This is a genomic window from Mesorhizobium sp. M0174, from assembly GCF_040322275.1.
Classification (GTDB): Bacteria; Pseudomonadota; Alphaproteobacteria; order Rhizobiales; family Rhizobiaceae; genus Mesorhizobium.
On the sequence record NZ_JAMYTB010000001.1, the window covers coordinates 530812 to 546974 of the forward strand.

Consider the following 16163-nt stretch of genomic DNA (forward strand, 5'->3'; position numbering starts at 1 on the left):
TAATTCTACTCTGGCGGCCGACTAGCGCGGTTTTCTGCCCTTCCGGTGCTCACGTACTTTAAGTACGCTCCGCTCCGGTTCTCGAAAACCACGCTATTCGACTCGCCAGAGCGAATTCTGAAAAGGTCCTATGCAGAGCCTTGTAATTTAAGCGCCAGCAATCTCTCTGCTTCCGCCATCACCTCCGGCGGCGTGACGCTGCGGCCAGGCGCGGCCAGTAGCGTCGATGCGAACGGCCCGCGCGGGCCGGTCAGGCCGGGCTCCGTCGCCAGGAATACAGCCACCGTCGGCACGCCGAAGGCGCTGGCGAGATGGGTCAGGCCGGTGTCGGCACCGATGACCAGCGTCGAGCCGCCGATGACGGCGGCGATCTCGGCAAGCGGCGATCTGGGAACCACCACGGTTTGCGAAACGGCGCGGGCGATCGCTTCGGCAACCGCCTGTTCCCGGTCGTTCGACCAGGTGGTGACCGGGGTCATCTCTCGTGCCACGAGAAGCCTGGCGATTTCGATCCAGTCCGCAACCGGCCATTTCTTGTCCTCGCGGCTGGTGCCGTGCAGCAGGAAGGCAGTTTGGCCGGCGATCGAGGCCGAGCCGTCGGCTGGCGGCACTATGCCGGAATCGAGGTTGGAGAGATCGGGCTGGTAACCTAGCGCCAGCCCGAACAACCGCCGCGTCCGTTCGATGGCGTGCAGGTCGCGCGGCACCGAGTATCGCCGGTCGTAGAACATTGTCGCCGACGGTTCGCGTGCGCTCGAGCGGTCGAAGCCGGCAATTGGTGCTGCCGCCAGCCGCGCCACCAGCGCCGATTTCAGCAGCCCCTGCGCGTCGATGACGAGGTCGTAATGGCCTACCCGCAAGGCGCGGCGCAAGCCAGCCGCCTCGCGCCAGATGCCGGCGTCGAACAGGTTCTGCTTGCGCCAGCGCCGGATGGCGATCGTCTGAATCCAAGCGATCGCCGGGTGCAGCGCCACGATGCCAGCAAAGGCCTCTTCCACGCACCAGTGGAAGGAAATATCCGGGCGGGCGCGGCGCGCGTCCTCCACTGCGGGAAAGGTGTGGATGACGTCGCCCATCGACGACGTCTTGACGATCAGCACCTTCATGCGGCGGCCGGCATTTCCAGCAGCCGCTCCGCCGCCGCCACGACGCGTTCGACCTCCAGCGTCTTCAGGCAGTTGAGATGACCGAGTGGGCAGATTTTTTTGTGGCAGGGCGAACAGGACAGGCCGAGCCAGACCAGTTCGCGGCGTTCGGCGAGCGGCGGCGTGTTGTCGGGCGAGGTCGAGCCGTAGACGGCGACGACCGGCGTGCCGACGGCGGCGGCGACATGCATCAGCCCGCTGTCGTTGGAGACGGCGAACCTCGCCGCGGCGATCAGGTCGATGGCATCCTCCAGCCGCGTCTGGCCGGCAAGGTCGGAGGCGCCCGGCGCCAGCGCCGCGATTTCAGCCGTCACCTCGGCGTCGTTCTTCGATCCGAACAGCGCGACGCCAAACCCTTTCGCCATCATCTCGCGGGCAAGGCCGGCATAGTGTTCGCTTGGCCAGCGCTTGGCCGGGCCGAATTCTGCGCCGGGCATCAGCGCCACGAATTTCCCCGCCGTCAGCCCGAAACGGCTGAGCAGTGCCGCCTGGCTGGCTTGATCGACAGCGAGCTTCGGTGCCTGGAAGGCGCCGCCGCGGGCAAGGCTGAAATAGGCCTGCGCGGTGCGCCGTTTCAGGCGATCGGGCAACGGCACGATGTCGGTCAGCAGCCCGTAGCGCATTTCCTTGAGATGGCCGACACGGCGCGGAATGCCGGCAAAGAACGGGATCAGCGCCGACTTCCAGCTTCCCGGTAGGACAAAGGCCATGTCGTAGCGGCCGCGCAGCAGGCGGCCGAAGCGCCTTCGGACGCGGAATTCGAACGCGCCGGATGGCAGCGGCAGGTCGATCTGCTGGCGGATTTCGGGCATGCGCTTGACCAGCGGTGCTGCCCACGCCGGCGCCAGCACGTCGATGGCGGCGTTCGGATGAAGCTCCCTCAGCGCCTGGAACAGGCACTGCGCCATCACCATGTCGCCCACCCAGCGTGGGCCGATCACGAGGATCGTTGGGCTTTCAGCCATTCGACATAGTCTCTGACGCCGGTTTCCACTGTGCGGAACTGGCCATTGTAACCGGCTGCGCGCAAGCGGGACATATCAGCTTGCGTAAAGCTCTGGTAGCTGCCCTTGAGGTGGTCGGGAAACTCGATGAATTCGATCTGGCCCTTGCCGAGCGTATCGATCACCGTTTCGGCAATGGCGCGAAACGGCTGGGCCTTGCCGGTACCGCAGTTGAAGATGCCGCTAGAACCGCGTTTCCACAGCCACAGATTGACGTCGGCGACATCGCCGACATGGATGAAGTCGCGGCTCTGCTCGCCGGGCCCGAAACCGCCATAGGCGCCGAACAGCTTGGGGTTTTCGCCGCGTTCGACCTGGTTGAACAAATGCAAGGCGACAGAGGCCATGGCGCCCTTATGTGCCTCGCGCGGTCCGTAGACGTTGAAATAACGCAGGCCCGCGACCGGCGAATGGTCGGTATCGAAAACGGTGCGGCGGACATAGTCGTCGAACAGCTTTTTCGAATAGGCATAGACGTTCAGCGGCCGCTCGCATTCCGGCTCCTCGCGAAACTCGGCGCCGCCGCCATAGACCGAAGCGGACGAGGCATAGAGGAAGGGTACGCGCAAGGCCAGGCAGGCGTGCAGCAGGTGCTTCGAATAGGTGTAGTTGACCTCCATCATGAACTTGCCGTTCCATTCGGTGGTGGTCGAGCAGGCACCCTGGTGGAAAACCGCCTCGATGCGGCCGAGGTCACCGGCCTCCATCCGCGCCAGAAAGTCGTCCTTGTCGAGATAGTCGGCGATCTCGAGGTCGGCGAGATTGGCGATCTTGTGGCCGTCGGTGAGGTCGTCGACGACGAGGATGTCGCTGAAACCGTCGGCGTTGAGCGCGGCGACGATGTTGGAACCGATCATGCCGGCGCCGCCCGTGACGATGATCATATTAGTACGCCCTGACTTGCCGTTGCTTGCCGATTCCGGCCCTTATAGGGGAGGCCGGCAGGCCTGTCGATAAAGCAGGTGGCGGGGCGGCTGGATGAGCGCCACAGTGCCGCCGCAAACGTCACGTTTCAGTCGGCCTGCCGGCCAACCGGCGACAGGAGCAAGGTAATGCCGTCAACCGAACTGCTTGTCGCCTTTTTCGCCACCACGGCGATCTTCGCCTATATCCCCGGCCCCGCCATGCTCTATGCCGCTGCGCAAACCATGGCGCGCGGCCGCTGGTCGGGCCTGATGGCGGCGCTCGGCATCCATCTTGGCGGCTACGTTCATGTCTTCGCCGCCGCTGTCGGCCTGTCGGTGCTGTTCCATGCCGTGCCGGTGCTTTACATGGCGGTCAAGCTGGTCGGTGCGCTGTATCTGATCTGGCTCGGTGTTTCGCTGTTTCGCGCCAAGGCGCAAAGCGACGTTGTCTTGCCGGGAATTCAGCCGAAATCCGCCCGCCGCGCCTTTTTCGAGAGCGTTGCCGTCGAGGTGCTCAACCCCAAGACGGCGATTTTCTTCATGGCGTTCCTGCCGCAGTTCATCGATGCCTCGGCGGCGTTTCCGGTGTGGCTGCAGTTCGTCGTGCTTGGAACGATCGTCAATTTGATGTTCTCGTCGGCCGACATTGTTTGCGTGGTGCTGGCCGGCGCAGTGATCGCCAGGCTGCGGCAGTCGAGCCGGGCGCAGCGCCTGATGCGGCGGGCCGGCGGTGCGGTGCTTGTCGGACTGGGCGTGCATGTCGCGTTGCAGAAAAGCTGACGCATTGCCTCGCCGCCGTCATCGGTCGAAGGCCTGCCGTTGCGTCGGCTGAAATTGCGGTATATCGGCATCGCCATGAACGGCCGGCCCTGCCAATCGAATTCCCCGTCACCGAAAATCGGCTCTCCCACGCATTGACATGATCAAGCTGCCCTCTCCCGAACCTCTTCACCGCGCCATTTCGCGCTTCGGCAGCGCCACCGTGCTGGTGGTCGGCGATTTCATCCTCGACCGTTTCGTCAACGGCGTGATCGAGCGCATTTCGCCGGAAGCGCCGATCCCCGTGCTGCACGGGCGCGGCGAAACGCTGGCGATGGGGGGCGCCGGTAATGTCGTGGCCAACATCGTTTCGCTCGGCGCTGCCGTCATACCGGTCTCGGTGATCGGCGTTGACGAGGCCGGCAAGAACCTCATGCGCATGCTCGGCGAATTTGGCGTCGACACCGGCGGGCTGGTGCAGGATGCCGATCGCATGACGTCGTCCAAAAGCCGCTTCAGCGCGCTCAACCAGCAGGTGCTGCGTTTCGACGAAGAGGAAATCAAGCCGCTGGGCGATGCCGAGCGCGCGACATTGGTCGAGCATTTTCGCGAAGCGCTGGCACGCGCCGACATCGTCATCCTGTCCGACTATGGCAAGGGCGTGCTACTCGACGGCGTCGCGGGCGAGCTGATCTCGATCTGCCGGCAAGCGGGCAAGCCGGTGCTGGTCGACCCGAAGGGCCGCGACTATGCGCGTTATGCCGGCGCGACGGCAATCACGCCCAACCGCAAGGAACTCGGCGAGGCGGTCGGCCACGCAGTGTTTGCCGATGACCAGATCGAGGCGGCGGCGCGCCAGCTGATTTCGGCGCACGGTTTCGATTTCGTCGTCGCGACGCGCAGCGAAAAGGGCATGAGCGTCGTCGGTGCGGACGACGCCCGCCATATCGCCACGCAGGCGCGCGAAGTGTTCGACGTTTCGGGCGCCGGCGACACGGTAATCGCGACCTTCGCGCTGGCTCTTGCAGCAGGGGCTGATCGTGTCTTGGCCGGATCGATCGCCAACGCCGCCGGCGGCGTCGTCGTCGGCAAACGCGGCACCGCGCGGCTGACGATCGAGGAACTCACCGGTGCGCTGTTTCGCTCGCATGGTCCGGTCGCCCACAAGGATGCCATCCTCGATGCCGCGGCCGCGGCGCGGCTGGTGGCAGCGTGGAAGGACGAGGGCTTGAGCGTCGGCTTCACCAATGGCTGTTTCGATATCCTGCATGCCGGCCATGTCAGCCTGTTGCATGCGGCGCGCAGCCAGTGCGACCGGCTGGTGCTCGGTCTCAACAGCGATGCCTCGGTGCGCCGGCTGAAAGGGCCGGGGCGCCCGGTCAACGACCAGCATGACAGGGCCTGCGTCCTTGCAGCACTTGCCTCGGTCGACGCCGTCGTCATCTTCGAGGAGGATACGCCGCTTTCACTGATCGAGGCGCTGAGCCCGGACATACTGGTCAAGGGCGCCGACTATACTGTCGATCAGGTGGTTGGCGCCGATGTCGTGCAGAAGGCCGGCGGGCGCGTCGTGCTGGTCGATCTCGTCGCCGGCAAGAGCACGACCGGCACCATCGGCAGATTGCGCGCCGGGAACTGAGGGTTTCATGTCCGAACTGAACGATTACCTGGCCCGCTCGGCGGCCGCGATTTCGGCGATGGTCGAGCGCGACCTGACCAGCGAGATGGAGCGGGCGGTCAGCGCCGTCGTCGCCGCGCTTTCGCAGGGCAAGGCCCTGCTGATCGCAGGCAATGGCGGCTCGGCCAGCGACGCCATCCATATCGCCGGCGAGCTGGTCGGCCGCTTCCTCAGGGAGCGCAAGGCCTATAACGTCATCGCGCTGCCGGCCAACGCGGCGGTGCTGACCGCCTGGGGCAATGATTACGGCTTCGACACGGTGTTTGCGCGCCAGGTTGAGGCGCATGGTTCGGCAGGCGCCGTGCTGCTCGCCATCTCGACCAGCGGCAATTCGCCAAGCATCCTCGCCGCCGCCCAGCAAGCGCGCATGATGGGCATGACGGTGGTCAGCCTGACCGGCGACACCGGCGGCAAGCTGAAGCCGCTCTCCGACATCCTGCTCAACGTACCCTCGACCTCGACGCCGATCATCCAGCAGGGGCATTTGTGCCTTTACCACCATCTCTGCGAACTGGTCGAAACGCGCCTCTGCGACGCAGGGTGATTGCGCCAGGCCGGTAGAGGCCGTCAATTGTCAACGGGGAGAAGTAGCCGCAACGCTGGCGACCCCTCTCCCCGTCCTTCACGGGGAAGGTAAGGTGAGGCCAGCGCCAGTCTGTATTATTTGACGCATAGCCACATTTTGTTCTTGCTTTGTGCCGGCAGCTATGCTACTAATTCAACTACGGTGATGATTCCCACCGACGATCCGCCCGCCGAGGCGGGTTTTTTGTTTCCGGGTTTTGTTTCTCCGGGGCTTTGCCTGGTCTCAAGCCGAAAACGCCACCAACCCTTCGTCCTTGACCCGGCGGATGGTCAGCGCGGTTCGCACCGTATCGACATTGGGGGCCGAGGCCAGTTCCTCGATGACGAAGGTCTGGAAGGTGCCGAGATCGCTCGCCACGCAGTGCAGCAGGAAATCGGATTCGCCCGACACCATCCAGGCATCGCGCACGATCGGCCAGCCGCGGGTGCGCTCGGCGAAGGTCTTGAGCTCGGCGTCGGCCTGGTGGTGTAGGCCGATCAGGCAGAAGGCGACGACGTCGAGGCCGAGTGCCGGAGCGTTGAGCAGGGCACGGTAGCCGCGGATGATGCCGGCCTCTTCCAGCCGCCGGACGCGGCGCAGGCACGGCGGCGCCGAAATGCCGACGCGGCTCGACAGTTCGACATTGGTCATGCGTCCGTCCTGCTGAAGCTCGCGCAGGATCTTCCAGTCGATGGCATCGAGATCGGCCTTGATCGGCATGGCGGCTTCCGTGGTGACGCGAAAGAATCTTTCGCGACTTTGTAGTTAAACGACTTTGCTGTCTATTCCATCCGCTGGATCGAGGATTTTCGCAGCATCTTGCTGCGGTTGCTTGTCGCCGTCGCCGGCGCCGAAGCTTTCCGGGGACGAACGGCAACTTGCCTTGCTGGCGTCGCAGGCAACACTTACATTACGCGCAACAATCGACGAGAGTTCATGCCACAATCCATGGCTGCTCCCCGCAGAGGCTTTTCATGATCACCAAGCACGCGCCTGTTCTCATCATCGGCTCCGGCCCCGCCGGCTATACGGCGGCAATCTATGCCGCCCGCGCCATGCTCAAGCCAATGCTGGTCGCCGGCCTGCAGCAGGGCGGGCAACTGATGATCACCACCGACGTCGAAAACTATCCGGGCTTCGCCGAACCGATCCAGGGTCCATGGCTGATGAGCGAAATGCTCAGGCAGGCCGAGCATGTCGGCACCGACATCGTCAACGACATCATCACCGAGGTCGACCTGAACGTGCGGCCGTTCCGCGCCAAGGGCGATTCCGGCACGATCTATACCGCCGACGCGCTGATCATCGCCACCGGCGCGCAGGCGAAATGGCTGGGCATTCCGAGCGAACAGACCTTCATGGGTTTTGGCGTCTCCGCCTGCGCCACCTGCGACGGCTTCTTCTATCGCGGCAAGGATGTCGCGGTGATCGGCGGCGGCAATTCGGCTGTGGAGGAAGCGCTCTATCTCTCCAACCTGGCCAAGAGCGTCACCGTTATCCACAGGCGCAGCGATTTCCGCGCCGAGCGCATCCTGCGCGAGCGGCTGCTGCAGAAAGACAATGTCCGCATCATCTGGGACACGGTGGTCGACGAGATCACCGGCAGGCCCGGCAAGGCGCCGCTGCCGCCGTCGGTCGAAGGGCTGAAGCTGCGCAACGTGGTGACCGGGCAGGAGATGCATCTGGTGGTCGACGGCGTGTTCGTGGCGATCGGCCACGCGCCGGCGGTCGAGCTGTTTGCCGGCAAGCTGAAGCAGAAGCCGAACGGCTATCTGTGGACGGCGCCGGATTCGACCCGCACCGATATGCCGGGTGTGTTCGCCGCCGGCGATGTGACCGACGACATCTACCGCCAGGCGGTGACGGCGGCCGGTCTCGGCTGCATGGCCGCGCTCGAGGCGGAAAAATATTTGGCGGGGATCGAGGTTCACCGCGAAGCGGCGGAGTGATTGTTGAACAAGCGGCTGAGACAAGCCGCGCAAAAGCCTGATTTTTCATTCAGACGCCAAAACAGGCGGACGCCAGAAAACAGGACGAGGGGAAATCATGGCGTTGGATTGGGACAAGCTACGCGTGTTTCACGCCGCGGCGGAAGCGGGGTCGTTCACCCATGCCGCGGAAACACTGCATTTGTCGCAATCGGCGATCTCGCGGCAGGTCAGCGCGCTCGAGCATGACGTCGGCGTGCCGCTGTTCAATCGCCATGCCCGCGGCCTGGTGCTGACCGAGCAGGGCGAGATGCTGTTCCGCACGGCACACGACGTGCTGATGAAGCTCGAAACCATCAAATCACGATTGACCGAAACCAAGGACCGGCCCTCCGGCGTGCTCAGGGTGACGACCACGGTCGGCCTCGGCGCCGGCTGGCTGACCGAGCGCGTGCAGGAATTCATCGAGCTCTATCCCGAGGTCAGCCTGCAGCTCATCCTGGCCAATGAGGAGCTCGATCTCACCATGCGCCAGGCCGACTGCGCCATCAGGCTGCGCCAGCCGCAGCAGCCGGACCTCATCCAGCGCCGCCTGTTCACCGTGCATTTCCATCTCTACGCGGCGCCCTCCTATGTGAACAAATACGGCAAGCCGAATTCGATCGCCGAGCTGAAGGCCCATCGCATCGTCACCTTCGGCGTGCCGGTGCCGGCGCATCTGTCGGAACTGAACTGGCTGGAGACGGTCGGCGATTTCGAAGGTGGGCAAAGGGTGCCGACGCTGCAGATCAACGACATCCTGTCGATCAAGCGAGCGGTGCAGGGCGGCGCCGGCATCGCCATGCTGCCGGATTATGTGGTCAGCAAGGATTCCGGGCTGGTGCAGTTGTTGCCCGAAACCGAAGTGCCGTCCTTCGATACCTATTTCGCCTATCCCGACGCGATGAAGAACCAGGCGAAGCTGCATGTCTTCCGCGATTTCATCATCGCCAAGGCGCGCAGCTGGTCGTTTTAGTTACCAGTGCCGCTCGTCGACTTCTGAGCAACGTCGGGCGATGGCGAAGGCTTCGGCGAATTCGTCCTTCTTCCCGTCACTATACGTGGAGAAGATGGCGGCAGCCAGATAAGGGGCAGCGCCAGCCTTTGTCGCACTTGCCCTTCGATGGGCAGTCCTGATGCCCCCTCATCGCCCTGCCGGGCACTTCTCCCCGTATGGTGACGGGGAGAAGGAGCTGTCTCACCGGTTTCGCCAATTGTCGGCGTCCAGAAATTAGCCGCGCCAAGGCGTCAGCCGGGGCAGCCAGCCTGGTACGGCCCGGCGGTAGGCTTCGTATTCGGCGCCGTAGCGGCGGGCAAGCGTCGGTTCCTCATATAGTTTCACGAAGGAGATCATGGCGGCCGCGGCGATGACTAGATAGGCGGCGACCGTCCCGCTCGAAAACAGCAGTGCCTGGCCGAGGACGATCGACAGCACGGCGACGTACATCGGGTTGCGGACATGGCGATAAATGCCGCCGACGACCAGCCTCTCGGTCGGCGCGACCGGGGCTGGCGTACCCAGGCCCTCCAGGGCAAAACGGGCAAAGGCGTGCAGCAGCACGATTGTGCCGGCCACAATCAGCAGCCAGCCCACAGGAACGAAACCGGGCAGTCTCGACCAGGGCAGGCGATAGCGATCGGTCAGCAGCCAAGGCAGCAGTCCGGCGACCACGCCGGGCGCTGCCGCAAGGAAGATGACGCTGCCGGCGATCGCCGAAGTGGCTCGCATATAGCTCTCCTTACGGGTGCGGCCTTGAACGGTCTCCTGCAAAGCGCTTCAGGTCTTGTCCGGCATGTAACCCAAACCGCTACACCCTCAGGTCAAGCTCGATGGCGGGCTTTTTGGGCGGCATGCACCAGCAAGGTCTGGCTGCCGAAAAAACAAACGCGTGCTGCACGATTCCACGTCATTCTGCGTTTTTCGACTTTCCGAGCAGGAATCGCTGCTGATTCGCGGCTGCGGATCGATTTTTGCCTTGCCGCACGCTGTATTTCAGCGATTCAACTGGTCCTATTGCGCTTCGGGACGGATTAGACCACAGCCGGCGCCTTTTTGCATGTGAGTGTTGCAAAATAGATGCTTGTTTCTTGGGCATGAAGAGCACATATATAGATCATCTCCTGAGCGCGTTCTCCTCCCATTAGCGCTCTCGAGTGTTCCCCTCTGGAGGTTAGCCTTAACAGGCACTTCCAATCAAACTCAGCCGGGTCTTCATTGATCCGGCTTTTTTGTTGCCCGAAACCAACACTTCGCCGGAAAATCGGCCGGAACTGGCGCGTAACAGTGACATGTAACCTCGGGTAACATGCGTTGGCACGCCAAATCGGGTAAGCAGAGCATAGGACGCGGTGTGGCTCGTCCGGGGGATGGGGGCATCACTCGGACGACCCGGGCTCAGGCAGCTACCGCGTCCGAACCATCCTCCGCCGCCAGACACCGGCGGCAAGCATGCGGCGGACCTGCCGTTTCGCCTCCCACGAAGTCGGTCCGCAACGAAACGGCGCCCGAATGATCCGGGCGCCGTTTCCTTGTTTGCTTCCTTGTGTTCTGGCCGCCGCAAGCTGCTGTTCAGGCGGCCTTGCCGTTGGCGTTCAGCGCTTCGTCGGCCAACCGCCCGGTGAGTTCGGCCATGTGGTCGAAGACGGCCCGATAGCTGGCGACACCAGCCGTGGCCGAGCGCAGCTCGATGATGAGGTCGCCGATCTCGGCCTGCGGCATGGTCGCCTCAACCACGTCCCATCCCGGCCAGTCGGGCCGTGCGTCGTAGCCGAGGATCTGGCCGCGCCGCTGCGGGATCAGCGCGATGATCTTCGACGTCGCATCGGACGGCGTGACGATCTCGACCTTCATCACCGGTTCGAGCAGCACCGGCGAGCAGGCGGCCATGCCTTCCTTCATCGCCAGCTTCGCCGCCATCTGGAAGGCCATGTCGGAGGAATCCACCGCATGGTAGGAGCCGTCGGAAAGGTTGACGGCAACATCGACGACCGGAAAGCCGAGCGGGCCGGATTTCAGGTAATCGCGCACGCCGGTCTCGACCGACTGGATATAGGTCTTCGGCACGACGCCGCCGGTGATCGTATCGGTGAACTGGAAACCGGACCCGCGCGGCAGCGGCTTGATCTCCAGCACTACGTCGCCGAACTGGCCGTGACCGCCCGACTGTTTCTTGTGGCGGCCGCGCTGCTGCGTCGCTTTGCGGATCGTCTCGCGATAGGGCACGGCCGGCACATGGCCTTCGACCGGGATCTGGTTCTTGCCTTCCAGCCGCTCGCGCACGACGCGCAGATGCATCTCGCCATGACCGGACAGTACGGTTTCGGCTGAATCCTGGTTGTGATGCAGACTGAGCGAGGGATCTTCCTCGGCCAGGCGCTGGATGGCCGCCGACATCTTGACCTCGTCCTTGCGCTCTTTCGGCCGCAGCGCGAAGGCGAAGACCGGTTGCGGCGGGGTCAGCGTGACCAGCGGCTTGATGCCGCCCTTGGTCGAGTTAAGCGTCTGGCCGGTCCTGACGGCGTCCAGCTTACCGAGCGCCACCGTGTCGCCGGCCTTGGCCGAAGTCAGCTTGACCTGGTCCTTGCCGAGCATCTTGTAGATGCCGGAGACCTTTGCCGTCTCGCCGCTGGGAAGGAACAGCTCGGCGGCGTCGGCGACCTGACCGGACAGGATGCGCGAGACCGACAGCTTGCCGCCATGCGCGGTGTGGATGGTCTTCATCACCTGGACCACGGTGGCATTGCCGTCGGGAGCGCCGAGACGCTGGCGCGTCGCCGCGATATCGGGTGCGTCGTGACGGATCGCCTTCAACAGGCGCAGCACACCGTTGCCCTTCTCGGCGGTGCCGATCAGCACCGGCGTCACCGTGCCGTCGCGCAGATCCGCGGCGAGGTCATCGAAGATCGCGTCCTTTGGCGGTTCGATCTCATCCAGCAATTGCTCCATCAGGCGGTCGTCATGGTCGGCGAGCGTCTCCAGCATGGAAAAGCGCGCCTCGAGCTCGCGCGCCTTGTCGTCGCTCGGGATCTGGGCGACCTCGCTCTCGGCATATTCGCGATAGATGTAGGCACGCTCCAGAGCGAGGTCGATCGAGCCGATGACGACGCCGTCCTTGCGCAGCGGGATCTGGCGCAGCAGCAATGGCACCGAGCTTGCCGGCTGCAGCATCTTCAGCGTGTCGCGCACGCCTGATATCGCCTTGTCGACCTTGTTCACGAACAGCATACGCGGCACGCCGAGATCGTCGAGCTTGCGCATGATCAGCTGCAGGGCAGGGATCTTCTTCTCGTCAGCCTCGGCGACGACCACGGCGACGTCGCAGGCAGCCAGCACCGGCTCGGCTTCGAAGGAGAATTCGATGGAGCCGGGACAATCGACGAAGGTGAACGGCTCGCCCATGAAATCGGTGGTGGCGAAGGTCGCCTCGACGCTCATGCCGTGAGCGCGCGCTTCGGGCGAATGATCGGAAACGGTATTTCCGGACGAAACGGGATTCTGGCGGGGAATGGCGCCCGTACGGGCGAGTATGGCTTCGAGAAGTGTCGTCTTACCGCTTGCGAAGGGACCGACTATGGCAATGCATTTCGGTCCCGTGCGTCGTCCTCCGGCGCGAGTACCCATGGCTGACCTCCACTCAGGCGTTTCCCTGTGAGCGGCGGCCGGCCTGTCGGCCGTCGCGGGCGAGGCTTTTTTCAATTTGCCACCTACCCAAAGGGCATCGTCCCACGGGCAGGCCGGGAGGGCAAGGGATTTGAGGTTGAAGGGATTTGAAGTTGGGGCCGGTTCAGCCGGTGCCGGTTCGGCGCGACGCCAGTGGCGTTGCGTCGACGCGCTGTACTGCCACCGTCTCGGCAAAGCGCGCGAGCAACGGGTTGAACAGGTCCGCACGCTCCCAAAAAGGCGCATGCCCGGCACCGGGAATGATGTGGCAATGCTCCCACAGCGAGCCGCAGGCGAGCGTTTCAAAATAACCGAGCCGGACGAACGGATCGTTCTCGCCATTGACGATAGCGACCGGAAACGCGGCTTGCTCGACCACTTGTCTCTGGTCGGCGCCCTTGCCGGTGAGCATGCCGCGCGTCACCGCGGCGCGCAGCCGGCCGTCGGTGCGCAGGATGGTTTTGCGAAAGGACGGGTCGGCGGTATCGCCGAAGCAGAGCGTTTCGAAGCGCTCGGCATCGCGTTCGGAATACGTCTTTTTTGACGCCAGCAGCATGTCCCAATGCGCGTGGAAGCCGCGCAGCATGCCGAAAGGGCCCTTCGATACCGGCGGCGCGCCGGTCAGCATCAGCCCGCCGACGGCGCGGTGAAAACTCGCGAGCTCGATTGCCACGTGCCCGCCAAGAGACCAGCCGAAGACAACGGCGCGACCGATGCCCAAGGCATCGAGGAGCTGAGCCGCCGATTGGGCAAGGCCGGCGATGGTATAGTCCGTCGCCGGATCGCGGGCGTCCGACGATTCGCCATGGCCGGGCAGGTCGAAAGCAATCAGCCGATGGGCGGCGGCCAACGGGCTGTCGAACTGGCGGGCGAATACGGTGCGCGAACTGCCCGAGCCGTGGATCAGGACAAGCGGGATGCCGGGTCCCGACGACTGGCTGAGGCGCAAATCCGCTTGCGGCGTGCGGATCGTGCGGTGGGAAACGGCCATATCCGGTTGGACCTTCGAATTGTCTCGAGGTCAACATCGCATGCTGAGGTCACCATGTTGTTTAGAACGGTGGTTAAGAAATGATTTCTCGGTTTCTGCCGGCTATGATGGCCGAATCCACCACAGCTAACCCCCGGAGCCTGATGATGGAATCCACGCTCGACCTTCTCCTCTCGATCAGCAGCATCGCGACGCTCGGCCAATATGCCTGGTCGATGCGCGGGCATTTCCAGTCGCCGAGCATGTCTCAAGGCGCCATGATCATTTCGGCCGTCGTGGTCGGCACGGCGCTGTTCTTTCTGGCGCTGCTGTGGATCGAGCGGCAACCGGTTGCAGCGAAGATCGGCGGGTTTGCCGTCGAACTGGCAAGCTCGGCGCTGTTCTGGTGGGCGATCTCGGTTTCGCGCAAGGCGCGGCTGCGTTTCGCGTTTGATCCGGACAATCCCGACAGCCTGGTGACCGAAGGCCCTTATAGCCATGTCCGTCATCCGTTCTACACATCCTACATCATCTTCTGGATCGGATGGGGTATCGCGACCTGGTCGGTGTGGGCGGTCGTGCCGGTCGCCGGCATCGTTGCGATCTATGTGATCGCGGCCTTGGACGAAGAGCGAAAATTTTCACGTACAAGGTTGGCCGGTGCCTACCAGGCCTATAGCGGACGTGCCGGCCTGTTCTGGCCGCGTTTTGCCCGCAGCCGGCAGGAGATGCAGCCGGCATCGGACGAAAGTGGTAGTCTCTAAGACACTGGATTGGATCGAGGATTTGCGACGATGAAGATTATTGGCTGTGGCAGCGTGCCGACGATTGTTGCGCCGGAAAAATACTTCACTGGCCGGGTTTTGCAGACGCCGATCATCGGGAAGGAGGCACCGGCGCGGCTACGCGCCACACTGGTCAGTTTCGAGCCCGGCGCCCGGACCCACTGGCATACGCATCCGCTCGGCCAGACGCTCTACGTCACGTCCGGTGCCGGTCTCGCGCAAAGCTGGGGCGGGCCGATCCAGGAGATCAGGGCCGGCGACGTCGTCTCCTTTGCGCCCGGCGAAAAGCACTGGCACGGCGCCGCGCCGAAATCGGCGATGACGCACATCGCCATGCAGGAGGCGCTGGAGGGCGTGCATGCCGACTGGCTGGAGAAGGTCAGCGACGAGCAGTATGGCGGCTGAAACGTCTCAGACCAGCGCGGCGGTGAAGCGCTGGATGCGCGTGCAGGCTTCTTCGAGCAGAGCCTCCGACGTGGCGTAGGAGATGCGGAAGTTCGGGCCGAGGCCAAAGGCCGAGCCGAAAACAACCGCCACGCCCTCGGCCTCGAGCAGTTCCGAGCAAAAGGTTTCGTCACTGTCGATCACCTTGCCGCTCTTGGTCGTCTTGCCGATCAGCTGGGCACAGGAGGGATAGACGTAGAACGCACCCTCCGGCGATGGGCAGGTGATGCCGCGTGCCTGGTTGAGCATCGAGACGACGAGATCGCGCCGGCCCTGGAAGATCGCCTTGTTCTTCGGGATGAAATCCTGCGGCCCGTTCAGCGCTTCGACCGCCGCCCATTGGGCGATGGTGCAGGCGCCGGAGGTCTGCTGGCCCTGGATCATGTCCATCGCCTTGATCAGCGGCACCGGGCCTGCTGCATAGCCGATGCGCCAGCCGGTCATGGCATAGGCTTTCGACACGCCGTTCATGGTCAGCGTGCGCTCATAGAGCTTAGGCTCGACGTCGGCGATGGTCTTGAAGACGAAGTCGCCATAGGTCAGGTGCTCGTACATGTCGTCGGTCAGCACCCAGACGTGGGGATGCTTCAACAGTACGTCGGCCAGGCTCTTGAGCTCCGCTTCGGTATAGGCGGCGCCCGAGGGGTTCGACGGCGAGTTCATCAACAGCCATTTGGTGCGCGGCGCGATCGCCTTTTCCAGCACGGCCGCCGTCAGCTTGAAGCCGTTGTCGATCGAGGTGTCGGCAAAAGTCGAGGTGCCGCCGCAGATCGCCACCATTTCGGGATAGCTCACCCAGTAAGGCCGCGGGATGATCACCTCGTCGCCGGGGTTCAGCGTCGCCATGAAGGCGTTGAACAGGATCTGCTTGCCGCCGGTGCCGACGATGGTCTGCTCCGGCCGGTAGTCAAGATTGTTCTCGCGCTTGAATTTTTTCGCGATCGCCTCGCGCAGCGGCACGATGCCGGAGACCGGCGGATATTTAGTTTCGCCGCGGCGGATGGCCTCGATCGCGGCGCTCTTGATGTTGTCGGGGGTGTCGAAGTCCGGCTCGCCGGCGCCCAGCCCGATCACGTCGCGGCCGGCGTTTTTCAGCTCGCGCGCCTTCTGCGTCACCGCGATGGTCGCGGAAGGCTTTACGCGGGAAAGGGCGTCGGCAAGAAAGGCCATGACAGATATCTCCAGGAAGGACCGGCGCGGCGAAGGCGCCGCGGCGCCTCTCATGTCGCATCATCTGGTCAAGCGCAAGCCCAGCGCAGGCATTGTCGAATGAGCCAGCGC

Annotated in this window: 15 protein-coding genes; 7 read left to right on the forward strand and 8 right to left on the reverse strand. The window is 63.8% G+C overall.

Features of this window, described 5'->3' with window-relative positions:
* Window positions 1–128: 128 nt before the first annotated feature.
* The 3 genes from waaC to rfaD are packed head-to-tail and all read right to left on the reverse strand — an operon-like array spanning window position 129 to window position 3033.
* Window positions 129–1106 (reverse strand): lipopolysaccharide heptosyltransferase I, encoded by a 978-nt coding sequence (gene waaC, locus NKJ13_RS02625; RefSeq protein ID WP_352740164.1) that lies wholly within the window; start codon window positions 1104–1106, stop codon window positions 129–131.
* Window positions 1103–2110 (reverse strand): lipopolysaccharide heptosyltransferase II, encoded by a 1008-nt coding sequence (waaF, locus tag NKJ13_RS02630; RefSeq protein WP_254819251.1) that lies wholly within the window; start codon window positions 2108–2110, stop codon window positions 1103–1105. The genes waaC and waaF overlap by 4 nt, the downstream gene beginning before the upstream one ends.
* Entirely contained in the window at window positions 2083–3033 is a 951-nt protein-coding gene (rfaD, locus tag NKJ13_RS02635) for an ADP-glyceromanno-heptose 6-epimerase (RefSeq protein ID WP_352740167.1), read from the reverse strand. The genes waaF and rfaD overlap by 28 nt, the downstream gene beginning before the upstream one ends.
* Before the next feature lie 168 nt (window positions 3034–3201).
* On the opposite strand from rfaD, the gene NKJ13_RS02640 reads away from it, so the two are divergent.
* The 3 genes from NKJ13_RS02640 (at window position 3202) to NKJ13_RS02650 (ending at window position 6035) form a co-directional block, all read left to right on the forward strand.
* Window positions 3202–3834 (forward strand): LysE family translocator, encoded by a 633-nt coding sequence (locus NKJ13_RS02640; RefSeq protein WP_352687813.1) that lies wholly within the window; start codon window positions 3202–3204, stop codon window positions 3832–3834.
* A gap of 139 nt (window positions 3835–3973) precedes the next feature.
* A complete protein-coding gene (rfaE1, locus tag NKJ13_RS02645; protein ID WP_352740169.1) occupies window positions 3974–5452 on the forward strand; it encodes a D-glycero-beta-D-manno-heptose-7-phosphate kinase in 1479 nt (492 codons plus the stop codon).
* A gap of 7 nt (window positions 5453–5459) precedes the next feature.
* On the forward strand, window positions 5460–6035 hold the full coding sequence (locus NKJ13_RS02650) for a D-sedoheptulose-7-phosphate isomerase (protein ID WP_352477858.1): 576 nt from the start codon (window positions 5460–5462) through the stop codon (window positions 6033–6035).
* A 264-nt stretch (window positions 6036–6299) separates the two neighbouring features.
* On the opposite strand, the gene NKJ13_RS02655 is transcribed toward NKJ13_RS02650, so the two are convergent.
* Window positions 6300–6776, reverse strand: coding sequence for an Lrp/AsnC family transcriptional regulator (locus NKJ13_RS02655; protein ID WP_023678347.1), 477 nt, complete (start codon window positions 6774–6776; stop codon window positions 6300–6302).
* A 254-nt stretch (window positions 6777–7030) separates the two neighbouring features.
* On the opposite strand from NKJ13_RS02655, the gene trxB reads away from it, so the two are divergent.
* A complete protein-coding gene (trxB, locus tag NKJ13_RS02660; RefSeq protein ID WP_254819256.1) occupies window positions 7031–8005 on the forward strand; it encodes a thioredoxin-disulfide reductase in 975 nt (324 codons plus the stop codon).
* Between the two features lie 97 nt (window positions 8006–8102).
* A complete protein-coding gene (locus tag NKJ13_RS02665; protein ID WP_023719100.1) occupies window positions 8103–8999 on the forward strand; it encodes a LysR family transcriptional regulator in 897 nt (298 codons plus the stop codon).
* A 255-nt stretch (window positions 9000–9254) separates the two neighbouring features.
* Here NKJ13_RS02665 and NKJ13_RS02670 read toward each other — a convergent pair whose 3' ends face one another.
* The 3 genes from NKJ13_RS02670 to NKJ13_RS02680 form a co-directional block, all read right to left on the reverse strand.
* Window positions 9255–9752 (reverse strand): methyltransferase family protein, encoded by a 498-nt coding sequence (locus NKJ13_RS02670; RefSeq protein ID WP_352740171.1) that lies wholly within the window; start codon window positions 9750–9752, stop codon window positions 9255–9257.
* A gap of 840 nt (window positions 9753–10592) precedes the next feature.
* Window positions 10593–12644, reverse strand: a complete 2052-nt coding sequence (locus NKJ13_RS02675; RefSeq protein WP_352740173.1) for an elongation factor G — start codon at window positions 12642–12644, stop codon at window positions 10593–10595.
* Between the two features lie 163 nt (window positions 12645–12807).
* Window positions 12808–13674 (reverse strand): alpha/beta fold hydrolase, encoded by an 867-nt coding sequence (locus NKJ13_RS02680; RefSeq protein ID WP_352477851.1) that lies wholly within the window; start codon window positions 13672–13674, stop codon window positions 12808–12810.
* 146 nt (window positions 13675–13820) lie between these two features.
* Between NKJ13_RS02680 and NKJ13_RS02685 the strand changes: the two genes are divergently transcribed.
* Both NKJ13_RS02685 and NKJ13_RS02690 read left to right on the forward strand, forming a co-directional pair.
* Window positions 13821–14417 carry a methyltransferase family protein gene (locus NKJ13_RS02685; protein ID WP_352687802.1) on the forward strand — a complete coding sequence of 199 codons (597 nt, stop codon included), beginning with the start codon at window positions 13821–13823 and terminating at the stop codon, window positions 14415–14417.
* A 30-nt stretch (window positions 14418–14447) separates the two neighbouring features.
* Window positions 14448–14843, forward strand: coding sequence for a (R)-mandelonitrile lyase (locus NKJ13_RS02690; protein ID WP_352777040.1), 396 nt, complete (start codon window positions 14448–14450; stop codon window positions 14841–14843).
* 6 nt (window positions 14844–14849) lie between these two features.
* On the opposite strand, the gene NKJ13_RS02695 is transcribed toward NKJ13_RS02690, so the two are convergent.
* Window positions 14850–16052 (reverse strand): pyridoxal phosphate-dependent aminotransferase, encoded by a 1203-nt coding sequence (locus NKJ13_RS02695; RefSeq protein WP_352506735.1) that lies wholly within the window; start codon window positions 16050–16052, stop codon window positions 14850–14852.
* Window positions 16053–16163: the final 111 nt, after the last annotated feature.

What these genes read in the sequence shown, in the direction of transcription:
- NKJ13_RS02655 (WP_023678347.1), bottom strand. Translation starts at nt 6,776, where the DNA reads ATGCCGATCAAGGCCGATCTCGATGCCATCGACTGGAAGATCCTGCGC.
- NKJ13_RS02675 (WP_352740173.1), bottom strand. Translation starts at nt 12,644, where the DNA reads ATGGGTACTCGCGCCGGAGGACGACGCACGGGACCGAAATGCATTGCC.
- NKJ13_RS02680 (WP_352477851.1), bottom strand. Translation starts at nt 13,674, where the DNA reads ATGGCCGTTTCCCACCGCACGATCCGCACGCCGCAAGCGGATTTGCGC.
- NKJ13_RS02685 (WP_352687802.1), top strand. Translation starts at nt 13,821, where the DNA reads ATGGAATCCACGCTCGACCTTCTCCTCTCGATCAGCAGCATCGCGACG.
- rfaE1 (WP_352740169.1), top strand. Translation starts at nt 3,974, where the DNA reads ATGATCAAGCTGCCCTCTCCCGAACCTCTTCACCGCGCCATTTCGCGC.
- trxB (WP_254819256.1), top strand. Translation starts at nt 7,031, where the DNA reads ATGATCACCAAGCACGCGCCTGTTCTCATCATCGGCTCCGGCCCCGCC.
- waaF (WP_254819251.1), bottom strand. Translation starts at nt 2,110, where the DNA reads ATGGCTGAAAGCCCAACGATCCTCGTGATCGGCCCACGCTGGGTGGGC.
- NKJ13_RS02640 (WP_352687813.1), top strand. Translation starts at nt 3,202, where the DNA reads ATGCCGTCAACCGAACTGCTTGTCGCCTTTTTCGCCACCACGGCGATC.
- rfaD (WP_352740167.1), bottom strand. Translation starts at nt 3,033, where the DNA reads ATGATCATCGTCACGGGCGGCGCCGGCATGATCGGTTCCAACATCGTC.
- NKJ13_RS02695 (WP_352506735.1), bottom strand. Translation starts at nt 16,052, where the DNA reads ATGGCCTTTCTTGCCGACGCCCTTTCCCGCGTAAAGCCTTCCGCGACC.
- NKJ13_RS02670 (WP_352740171.1), bottom strand. Translation starts at nt 9,752, where the DNA reads ATGCGAGCCACTTCGGCGATCGCCGGCAGCGTCATCTTCCTTGCGGCA.
- waaC (WP_352740164.1), bottom strand. Translation starts at nt 1,106, where the DNA reads ATGAAGGTGCTGATCGTCAAGACGTCGTCGATGGGCGACGTCATCCAC.
- NKJ13_RS02650 (WP_352477858.1), top strand. Translation starts at nt 5,460, where the DNA reads ATGTCCGAACTGAACGATTACCTGGCCCGCTCGGCGGCCGCGATTTCG.
- NKJ13_RS02665 (WP_023719100.1), top strand. Translation starts at nt 8,103, where the DNA reads ATGGCGTTGGATTGGGACAAGCTACGCGTGTTTCACGCCGCGGCGGAA.
- NKJ13_RS02690 (WP_352777040.1), top strand. Translation starts at nt 14,448, where the DNA reads ATGAAGATTATTGGCTGTGGCAGCGTGCCGACGATTGTTGCGCCGGAA.